Here is a 6,457-nt window from a genome sequence, read left to right on the forward strand (position 1 = left end):
GAAGCAATTGCTTCAGGCGACTGTGGTGACTTTGGCGGTCGTGGTGGTCGTGGCGGTCAAGCCCCGGGCGGCGGCGGGCTGTGACCGCTCATAGGCGTGCCCGGCGCGCAGGAGCACGTCCTCGCCGAAGGGGTGGCCGAGCAGCTGCATGCCGATCGGCAGACCCGCCGAGTCCTGCCCCACCGGCACGGTGAGGGCCGGGACGCCGGTGATGTTGGCGGGGGCCGAGAGGCGTACGTAGGCGTCGGACACGCTCTCGACGCTGCCGTCGTGCCAGGTGACCGTCGCCTGCCCGGCCGGTGCCGCGGTCATGGGCACCGTCGGGGCGGCGATCACGTCGACGTCGGCCATGAGGCGTGCCCACGCCTCCCGCATCAGCGTCCGCGCGCGCTGGGCCCGCAGGTAGTCCCCGGCGCTCATCAGCTCGCCCGCTTCGAGCAGGGCGCGGACGTCGTCGGCGTACAGGTCGGGCGTGGTCCGCAGGCTTCGCTCGTGGTAGGCGGTGGCCTCGGGCACCATCAGACCCCACTGGACGGCCTGGACGTACGCGGCCATGGGGATCTCGACCTCGACGAGACGGGCGCCGAGCTCCGCGAGCCGTGCGATGGCGGTACGCACGGCGGCCTCGACCTCCGGGTCGACCCGGTCGAAGTAGTAGTTGCGCGGCACCCCGACGCGCAGCCCGGACAGGTCGGTACCGCCGTCCGGCCGGTGGCCGCCGCCGGGAGCGGGGACGGACGCCGGGTCCCGCGGGTCGTACCCGGCCAGTTCGGAGAGTACGAGGGAGGCGTCCTCGACGGTCCGGGTGATCGGGCCCACGTGGTCCAGGGACCAGGAGAGCGAGGTGACGCCGTGCCGGGACACCAGGCCGTAGGTCGGCTTGAGGCCCACGACACCATTGAGCGAGGCGGGCACACGGATCGATCCGCCGGTGTCGGTGCCCAGCGCGAAGGTCGCGGCGCCGGCCGCGACGGCGACCGCGGAGCCGCCGCTCGATCCGCCCGCCACCCGCTCCTGATCCCAGGCGTTGTGCGTCTGCGGGGTCGTCAGACCGTAGGCGAACTCGTGCGTATGGGTCTTGCCGAGCAGCACGGCCCCGGCCTTCGACAGCCGCACGGCCACCGCGCTGTCGGAGTCGGCACGGTGATCCGCGCGGATCTTCGAGCCGGCGGCGGTCGCCATGCCGCCGACGTCGATGAGGTCCTTGAGGCCCATGGGCACGCCGTGCAGCGGACCGCGGTGGTGCCCGGCGGCCACCTCGCGCTCGGCATCGCGGGCCGCGTGGCGCGCCCGCTCCGCCGCCACGGTCGCGTAGGCGTGCAGCCGGGGTTCCACCTGCTCGATGCGGTCGAGGACCGCTTCGACGAGTTCGACGGGGGAGTGGCGGCGCTCCCGGATCGCGTCCGAGGCTTCCGTGAGGGTGAGGTCAGCGAGCGTCATCGGTGTTGCCCTTCTCTTCGTGTGCGTGCCGCGGGCCCTGGGCCCGGTAGGCGGCGGCGGGCGAGGTGTCGCCGAAGTCCAGGTCGCGCAGGGCGGAGACGACGGAGTGGATGTGGTTGGCCGTGGCCGCGACGCCGGCGGTACGGGCGTCGGCGAGCGGCAGCCCCGCACGAGCGGCCAGGCGGGCCGCCTCGGCGGGTGTGAGGTCGGGCATCTGGGGTCGTCCCTTCAAGTGGGTCGGTGGGCTCGGCGCAACGCATAAACGCTAAGCAGTTGCGTTAAGGGACAGTACGGCCTACGGTCGGCTAAAGCAAACCCATTGCGTTAAGAGTCGGCCTTCCCGAACGTGGAGAACCCCGTGAACACGCGAACCGCCCCCCTCACCCCCGCCAAATCCCTTGTCTCCCCGCCCGCATGGACGGTGGGCGGCATCACCGTGCACCGCGTCGAAGAGATCCCGCTGCCCCCGGAGACCGGCCGCTGGCTGCTGCCCGACGCGACCCACGAGGTGGTGAACCAGCAGGAGTGGCTGAGCCCCGACTTCGCCGACCGTGACGGCGTCCTCCGCGCCCACAGCCAGAGCTTCGCAGTCGAGACCGAGGACGGCACGCGGCTCCTCGTCGACACCGGCATCGGCAACGGCAAGACGCGGGCGAACCCGGCCTGGGACGGCCTCGACACGGCGTACCTCGACAACCTCGGCGCGGCCGGTTTCCCGCCGGACTCCGTCGACCTGGTGCTCCTCACCCACCTGCACACCGACCATGTCGGCTGGAACACCCACCAGGTCGACGGAGCATGGGTGCCGACCTTCCGCAACGCCCGGCACCTCACCTCCCGCGTCGAGCGCGCGTTCTGGGCCGGGCAGGACATGGACGAGGCGCGTCGGCAGATGTTCGCCGACTCCGTCGTCCCGGTGGAGGAGGCCGGTCTGCTCGACCTCGTCGACGTCCCGGACGAAGGTGTGGAGGTCGCCGCGGGAGTGCGGCTGCTCCCCACGCCCGGTCACACCCCCGGCCACGTCGCCGTCCACCTGTCGTCGCGGGGCGAGACCGCGCTGATCACGGGTGACTGCATCCACCACCCCGTGCAGTTCGCCCACCCCGGCATCGGTTCGTGCGTCGACATCGACCCCGCGCAATCCGAGGCCACCCGGCGCGGGCTCTTCGCGTCGCTCGCCGGCACCGACACCCTCGTCATCGGCACGCACTTCTCACCCCCCACCGCGGGCCGGGTGATCGCGCACGGCTCCGGTTACCGGATGGCCCCGGCCCACCGGGTCAACTCGGCTGTGCAGAAAGGTGAATTCGGGGTAACCGGCACTTCCGGCGGCTGATACCGACGCCGCGTGACGAGCGGAACGCGGTCGTGCGTTCCAGGGGAGGGTGACGTTCACAGTGCGTGGAAGCAAAATGCTGGCGGCGATGACGGTTGTCGGGCTTTCCGGAGCGCTTCTCGCGGGATGCGGTGACGACGGGGACGGCAAGAGCGGCTCGGACAAGGCGTTCTCCGGGCAGAGCGCGGACCAGATCGCGGACAAGGCGGTCGCGGCCACCGAGAAGGCCCGTTCCCTGCGCATGAAGGGCGACGCGCGGCAGCCCGACGGAAAGACGATGACGGTCGATCTCGCGGTGGACAAGCAGAAGAACTGCGACGGCACGATCCGGATACAGAACACACGGGCCGATGTGCGGCAGGTCGGCCAGGCTTTCTACATACGGGGTGACGAGGCCTATTGGAAGACCGCGTTTAAGGGGCAGCCGGGCGCCGAGAAGGCGATTCCGAAGCTCAAGGACAAGTGGGCGAAGATGCCCGCGGGTGACGACGCCTCACAGGGCATGTGCGACAAGCGGCAGCTCATGGCGTCGATGGACGAGAACAAGTCCGAGCGCAAGGGCATGAAGAAGGGCGAGGCCACCACGGTCGGCGGCCAGGATGCCATCAAGCTCATCAAGAAGAAGTCGGGCGGCGAGACGCTGACGCTCTACGTCGCCACCGAGGGCGAGCCGTACATCCTGCGCAGCTCCACCGAGGGCGGAAAGACGCCGAACAGCGCCACGTTCAGTGACTACGGCGAGGACGTGACCCCCGAGAAGCCCGCGGCCGGTGAAACCGTCGACCTCGAACAGCTCGCCGGTGCCGAGTAGCCGGGCGGAGATCAGCGGGTGGCGGGACCCGGGCCGGGCGTCGGGCCGGGCGTCGGGCAGGCGCCCGGGGGCGCGGGGACGGGCCGGGGCGGCTTCGGCTGCTCCTCGGCGACGGGAGGAACCGCCGGCGACGCCTCCGTATGGGGCGCCGCCCGCTCCTTGTTGGTCTTGGCGACCGCGTTCACGAGCTGCTTCCGCACGGCCGGGGGCAGCTCGTCGCCCTTGATGGTGTCCACCAGGTCCCCGGCCAGCCGGTGGAGCTTGGTGTTGGTGTTCTGCGACGCCGTGACGAGGACCTCCCAGGCCGCCTCGGGACTCAGGGTGAACACGGACATCAGGATGCCGCGGGCCAGGTCGATCGTCGGCCGGGTCCGCATGGCCCGCTGGAGCTGGGACACGGTGGCCCGCAGATCTTGCTCGGTCGCCTCACCCGCGTACGCCTCATCCGTCTCACCCGCGTACGCCTCACCCGTCTCACCCGCGTACGTCTCATCCGCGTACATCTCACCCGCCTCGCCGACGTACGCCTCATCCGCGTACGTCGGCGTCCTGTCCTCGGAGGTGTTGCCCTCGGCGGGGTCGCTTTCGGCGGGGCCGTCCTGCGGGTCGCCCCGCGTGCCGTCGTCCTCGGGGGCGGGGGGCTCGAACAGGGCGTGGGTGTCCGTCAGGTCCAGCATGCGTTCGACGGCGGGGCTGGTGGTGCGCAGGGTGACGGTCTTGCCGTGCCACAGCGCGAGACGGCGCAGGCGGAGCAGGAGGTTGATGCCCGAGCAGTCGCAGAAGGCCACTTCGTTCAGGTACAGGTCGAGGCCGTCGGTCGAGCGGCTCAGCGCGTGCAGCAGGTCGGGCCGGATGTGCCGGGAGGTTTCCAGGTCGAGTTCGCCACGCACGATGACGCCCACCCGAGCGCCGTCCGGCACGGTGTCGACCGTGGCCGGCAGCGGCAATGCGGGCAGCGACGGGCGACTGTCCCGTCCCTTCTCGGCGCCGTCCCCTGCGAGGGGCCGCTCTGAATGTGCGGGCTCGGGCATGGCCTCTCCCTCTCGAATCGCCTACCGCCGTCACAAGGCTGCCTGCCGCAGCCCAAGCACGTCAAGCAATGCATGAATGCTAGTACGTGTTTCTGGAAACGTGTATCCGGGGTCGCTAGGGTTGGCCCATGGATGAAGTGCCCGAGCCCCACACCGGATGGACGTTCCTCACCAATCACGCGCGGGTCCTGGCGGCCATCGCCGACAACCACAACGCCCGTATCCGTGACATCGCCGCGCACTGCCGGCTCACCGAACGCGCCGTACAGAAGATCATCGCCGACCTGGAGCAGGATGGTTACCTCTCCCACACCCGCGAGGGGCGGTCGAACACGTACCGCATCGACCCGAGCAAGGTCCTCCGTCATCCGGCCGAGTCCGGTCTTGCCGTGGCCTCGCTCCTCGCCCTGCTGGTCCACGACGAAGCCGACCGCACGTCCTCGGACGCCGACTACCGACGCCACGCCAGCGCCTGATCGCGGGCCAGGGGCGGTTGTCAGTGGCGGATGCCAGGCTGCTCCCCATGGACAGCAACGACGAGCAGCTGCTGCGAGGCCGCGTGTACGGCCAGGACCACGACGACCCCCGACCTGGCCCGAGGCCGGGTCGGCGCTATGCCGAGCTGGTCGGCGGGCCGCTGGACGGCCTGTTGCTCGACATCACCGACATGACGCGGGAACAGCGGGAAGAGGCGAGCGCCGGCGTCGCCCTGGAGACGGAGCTGGGCCGGTTCGGCACCGGCGGCCGCGCGATGTACGGCCCGCGCCCCGCTGACCGCCGCCGCTGGGACTGGTCCGGCGACGCGCCGTGACCGCGCACGGACACCACAACACACCGCTGCGGCGGACCATGTGGTCCGCCGCAGCGGTGGAGGTAACGTCCGGGTGCTGTCCGGATCTGGTGGTGCGGGAGGGCGCGGCACGGGGGTCAGTGGTGGCCGTGGGCCGTGTCGGACGCGCCGCCGAAGAGCCGCGCGACCGCGCGGAACGGCAGCGTGACGACGGTGGCGACAGCGCCGCCGATGGCTCGGAAAACGTCGGCAATGGCCTTCAGCATGTCTGACCTCCGGATAATCCTGGCTTCCTGATAATTCACTGCTGCCTACTGCCTGCATAGGCTGTTGGTTACCGATTGCCCGGTGAGTGCCGGCAAAAACCTGGACGTCTTCCCGCCATGCCTGTGGGCTTTACCCGTACGGTCGGGAAAAGGCTTGGCCGAGCTGTTCGAAGCGCGCCGTGGGCCTATCCGGCGTACGCTGAAAAGAGCGTGAAACTCCGTTCTCGGCGATGCCGGGACCGAGGCCGTTTCATGACTCTGCATGAATCCGTGCCACCTTCGGCGAATATCCACCACCGAAGCGGGCACAAGGGTGCAGCCAATGGTCGACAGCTCGTACCACTCGTACCAGAGGCGGCGATAACGCGCCGGATCAGCGATTCTTCGCATCAGACGGAAGGAGCACCCGTGCTCAGGCCTCACCCCACGTTCCTGCACAACCTGCTCGAGACCTATGCGGAGCTGCGAGATCTTCGGGCCCGCGAGGACTCGACCGACGTCCGTCGGCGTCTTGAGGACGTGTCGTACACCCTGTGCGTGTCCACGGGTACACGGACCCCCGAGGCCGCGCTCGCCGCGGCCAGGGCCCTGCTCGCCGGCGTGACGTCTCAGGACGATTCGCTCCTGGCCGCCTGATCGTCACCTTTCCCCATCGGTGTGGGGCCCGCCTTCCGGCGGGGACCACACCCACGGGACTTGGCCACAAAAAGGTGGGCCGCCCCGAAAGTGAGGCACAAGAGCGCCGTGGTTGGCCCCAACGCCGTGTCGCCCACGTGTTTGAGG

At 70.2% G+C, this 6,457-nt stretch carries 9 protein-coding genes; 5 read left to right on the forward strand and 4 right to left on the reverse strand.

All coding sequences use genetic code 11. From position 1 onward, the window contains the following. Window positions 1-12: 12 nt before the first annotated feature. Entirely contained in the window at window positions 13-1,440 is a 1,428-nt protein-coding gene (locus ACZ6JY_RS30970) for an amidase (RefSeq protein ID WP_469201114.1), read from the reverse strand. Then, window positions 1,427-1,654, reverse strand: coding sequence for a hypothetical protein (locus ACZ6JY_RS30975; protein ID WP_469201116.1), 228 nt, complete (start codon window positions 1,652-1,654; stop codon window positions 1,427-1,429). Before ACZ6JY_RS30975 ends, ACZ6JY_RS30970 begins: the two co-directional genes overlap by 14 nt. Before the next feature lie 144 nt (window positions 1,655-1,798). Here ACZ6JY_RS30975 and ACZ6JY_RS30980 point away from each other — a divergent pair, with 144 nt between their 5' ends. Both ACZ6JY_RS30980 and ACZ6JY_RS30985 read left to right on the forward strand, forming a co-directional pair. Further along, window positions 1,799-2,776, forward strand: coding sequence for an MBL fold metallo-hydrolase (locus ACZ6JY_RS30980; RefSeq protein ID WP_469201117.1), 978 nt, complete (start codon window positions 1,799-1,801; stop codon window positions 2,774-2,776). Window positions 2,777-2,864: 88 nt separating this feature from the next. Continuing rightward, window positions 2,865-3,587: a hypothetical protein gene (locus ACZ6JY_RS30985; protein ID WP_469201119.1), complete on the forward strand. Its 723-nt coding sequence runs from the start codon at window positions 2,865-2,867 to the stop codon at window positions 3,585-3,587. An 11-nt stretch (window positions 3,588-3,598) separates the two neighbouring features. On the opposite strand, the gene ACZ6JY_RS30990 is transcribed toward ACZ6JY_RS30985, so the two are convergent. Next, the gene (locus ACZ6JY_RS30990) at window positions 3,599-4,618 is read right to left on the reverse strand and encodes an ANTAR domain-containing protein (RefSeq protein WP_469201121.1); all 1,020 of its coding nucleotides are present in this window, start codon (window positions 4,616-4,618) and stop codon (window positions 3,599-3,601) included. 128 nt (window positions 4,619-4,746) lie between these two features. Between ACZ6JY_RS30990 and ACZ6JY_RS30995 the strand changes: the two genes are divergently transcribed. Together ACZ6JY_RS30995 and ACZ6JY_RS31000 are read left to right on the forward strand one after the other, a co-directional pair. After that, window positions 4,747-5,094 carry a helix-turn-helix transcriptional regulator gene (locus ACZ6JY_RS30995; protein ID WP_469201124.1) on the forward strand — a complete coding sequence of 116 codons (348 nt, stop codon included), beginning with the start codon at window positions 4,747-4,749 and terminating at the stop codon, window positions 5,092-5,094. A 47-nt stretch (window positions 5,095-5,141) separates the two neighbouring features. Next, window positions 5,142-5,429, forward strand: a complete 288-nt coding sequence (locus tag ACZ6JY_RS31000) for a hypothetical protein (RefSeq protein ID WP_469201126.1) — start codon at window positions 5,142-5,144, stop codon at window positions 5,427-5,429. Window positions 5,430-5,545: 116 nt separating this feature from the next. Here the strand turns inward: ACZ6JY_RS31000 and ACZ6JY_RS31005 are convergent, their stop codons facing one another. Then, entirely contained in the window at window positions 5,546-5,674 is a 129-nt protein-coding gene (locus tag ACZ6JY_RS31005) for an LPFR motif small protein (RefSeq protein ID WP_469201128.1), read from the reverse strand. A 408-nt stretch (window positions 5,675-6,082) separates the two neighbouring features. Here ACZ6JY_RS31005 and ACZ6JY_RS31010 point away from each other — a divergent pair, with 408 nt between their 5' ends. Further along, window positions 6,083-6,310, forward strand: a complete 228-nt coding sequence (locus tag ACZ6JY_RS31010; protein ID WP_469201129.1) for a DUF5133 domain-containing protein — start codon at window positions 6,083-6,085, stop codon at window positions 6,308-6,310. Window positions 6,311-6,457: the final 147 nt, after the last annotated feature.

The sequence above is a fragment of the Streptomyces sp. NPDC046335 genome (assembly GCF_055587985.1).

Excerpts from the sequence above, each read along its gene's own strand:
- ACZ6JY_RS30970 (WP_469201114.1), bottom strand. The coding sequence starts at position 1,440 with ATGACGCTCGCTGACCTCACCCTCACGGAAGCCTCGGACGCGATCCGG.
- ACZ6JY_RS30975 (WP_469201116.1), bottom strand. The coding sequence starts at position 1,654 with ATGCCCGACCTCACACCCGCCGAGGCGGCCCGCCTGGCCGCTCGTGCG.
- ACZ6JY_RS30985 (WP_469201119.1), top strand. The coding sequence starts at position 2,865 with ATGACGGTTGTCGGGCTTTCCGGAGCGCTTCTCGCGGGATGCGGTGAC.
- ACZ6JY_RS30990 (WP_469201121.1), bottom strand. The coding sequence starts at position 4,618 with ATGCCCGAGCCCGCACATTCAGAGCGGCCCCTCGCAGGGGACGGCGCC.
- ACZ6JY_RS30995 (WP_469201124.1), top strand. The coding sequence starts at position 4,747 with ATGGATGAAGTGCCCGAGCCCCACACCGGATGGACGTTCCTCACCAAT.
- ACZ6JY_RS31000 (WP_469201126.1), top strand. The coding sequence starts at position 5,142 with ATGGACAGCAACGACGAGCAGCTGCTGCGAGGCCGCGTGTACGGCCAG.
- ACZ6JY_RS31005 (WP_469201128.1), bottom strand. The coding sequence starts at position 5,674 with ATGCTGAAGGCCATTGCCGACGTTTTCCGAGCCATCGGCGGCGCTGTC.